General features: G+C 33.5%; 2 protein-coding genes. Both read right to left on the bottom strand.

Going from position 1 to position 2523, the window contains the following annotated elements; translation table 11 throughout:
* Positions 1-302 precede the first annotated feature (302 nt).
* Complete coding sequence (locus D5R40_RS32110) at positions 303-1550, bottom strand: glycosyltransferase family 39 protein (protein WP_161564741.1); 1248 nt, start codon at positions 1548-1550, stop codon at positions 303-305.
* 529 nt (positions 1551-2079) lie between these two features.
* The gene (locus D5R40_RS41725) at positions 2080-2214 is read right to left on the bottom strand and encodes a hypothetical protein (RefSeq protein WP_275670464.1); all 135 of its coding nucleotides are present in this window, start codon (positions 2212-2214) and stop codon (positions 2080-2082) included.
* Positions 2215-2523: the final 309 nt, after the last annotated feature.

Genomic DNA, 2523 nt, shown 5'->3' with positions numbered 1-2523 from the left:
ACCCTGTGGAGGAGTGGGGAAACCAGCACCCCCTTACCAACCCCCTTATGGTTGTTAAAAGAATATTAAATTTTTGTGTAAGCAGGGTTTTAACTCAACATATTTGCATTAGAATGACCTAGGAAAAAGGCAGCAATAAATTATTCTTACTTAGCAAACTCTTAAATGCCCACAATAACCCACCGAACAGACTTAAGATTAAGTGCTCTAGCATTCTTAGTCTTTGGTTTATAAAGACGATCTCATCGCTTAATTCTTGGGAAGTTTATTTGTTTCTTGTCCAGATATTAATATCCTAGTAGTCATTTTTTATCCAACTTAGGAGTCAATAATAATATATTTGCATTACCAATAATTTCCTGTGATTCAATTGTAAATTGATCTGCAAATACAGACTTAAAAATGTTCATATCTCCTCCGTAATAGATAAACCAGATACGCGAGTCTGTAGGAGGTAAACTTTCAACCCAATTTTTTAAATGGGCAGGAAAATTTGATTTATCTGTTTTTTCCCTCTTATAGAAATATATAGGTGCAGAACCTCGATAATAGTAAGTCAGAGTAAAAGAAGTGCCATGACCTGTAGAGTAAATGATAATGTCACCATCTCTATCTTGACTTTCAATCAATTGTGCTACTGGTCTGTAGTGGTCTGATGCTCCCATGTATCGCTTTGAACTTGTATAATAAGTTACTAAACCTAAACTAACGGTCAACATATATATTACGGCCAGCACTAATCCAATTATTTTTTGCCAATCGAAAACCTTAAAAAAACCAATTGCCACAAGTAGTATAAAGTATGGCTGAGAGATTATTAGGTAACGACTGTTCCATATCGAGTAAAATATATTAGAAAAAACAAAAATAGATGCAGCAGGTATAATTCCCCATAAAGCTACCCATATAACTTCTTGAGTGCGAGGTTTTTGAATTATTGCTACAAGAATAACTGTAGCAATAATTAAAGTTACAACTTGAATCAATAATGGTATATAAGGTAGCGGTGGTGGATGAGCAAACACAGTCATTATTCTTAGCTCTCGGAAGATTTCTCTCACACCAGGAGTTGGTAACATCACTCGGTGCGATCCTGAATCACTTTTCACAGAAATAGCTACAGGAATACTAGCAATAATGATTGTTAAATATAGAACGAGATAACTGATTAATCTAGAAATTTTAAACTTAAACTTAAGCCATAAAATCAGAATATCTGGTAGCAAAAAAGCTGCATTTAAAGGTGTAGTGTAAAAGGATAAAATTCTACCAACAACCCATATGAATCGTGGAAGTTTTTGATCTGGGTACTTCAGAGAATGTCCAAGACCAAGACAGCCACAAAGCCCTAGGCAAACACTCATTGTATAGTATCTAATTTCTTGAGCATGATTAATAAATAATGGAGAAATAGTTAGTAAAAATGCTGCAAGAAGACCAACTTTTTTGCTAAAAAAGTCATTACCTAATCTATAAATTATATATACAGATAACAGTGCAAAAATAATAGCTGGAACTCTTAACCATACCTCATTATCAGAAATCTTCATCCATGGATTTAAAAGAGCATAGTAGAGTAGCCTGCCTTTATTAAAAGACACCTTGCGCCCATCTAAAACACTGATAAATTCATCTATCCATAGACCTCGGAAATTTACTCTGTAAAAGTACAAAAAACACCCTAAGAGAAGAATCAATAAAATAGGAAATATTCCTTTTTGTTTAATAGGGTAAATAAACCTTTGAAAAGCATTGAGCATAAACTATATTTCCTGGCTTCAAAATTTAGGTCATACAATTTATTAAAAAGTATGTTACACTTGTACAAGTGCCCCTTAACTGATAGAGGCTATTGATATTCTCAGATAATAAATTAGCTATATTGAAAGCTTCAAAAATTATTATCTATCTGATTATATCATGTCCGAATGTGTAGGATTTTTTATAAAAATATCATGTCCGGTAGTATCGGTATTGTCAGCGTGAAGTTAAGGAAAAAGCAAGAGGGAAGAAGGCTTAAAAGCTTGAAAAACTTAAATTTCCTGTAGATATTCGTCCTTGATTTTACACATAACGATATCAGGGGACATAATATAGTTTCTCCAGAGTCCTCCTGACTAGACATTGGCCATAATTATAACAACAAAAGCGATCATCAAATAAATTACCCCTTTCTCTAACTTGCTGCCAATTATCTCTCAGGATTCCAGCCATAAAAAATACTATTCCTCTAGAGAATCATCCAGCACACATAAGGTTTAAGGTGGAACAATATTTTTTTTATTTTATATTATCATATTAGTATTGCAGTTTCATAGTAGTAAAATGAGCAAATTTTTAACTATAGATACAGATCATCAATCAACTCACATTTGCCCACCTTAATTAGACTTGTCGCGAAATAAAACCTTAAAGTGAAATGGGAAAATTCTGGTTTTCACTGATTAAATTATCCTGCCATTAAGTAGAAATTCCAGAGTCCAGCCGCAGTGAACATGAAGCGATCGTCGCGCATCTTTAATG

It is taken from the genome of Okeania hirsuta, assembly GCF_003838195.1.
In the GTDB taxonomy this organism is placed as follows: domain Bacteria; phylum Cyanobacteriota; class Cyanobacteriia; order Cyanobacteriales; family Microcoleaceae; genus Okeania; species Okeania hirsuta.
Note: the sequence above shows the minus strand (reverse complement) of the source record. Positions and strands in the feature narration are given on the sequence as shown.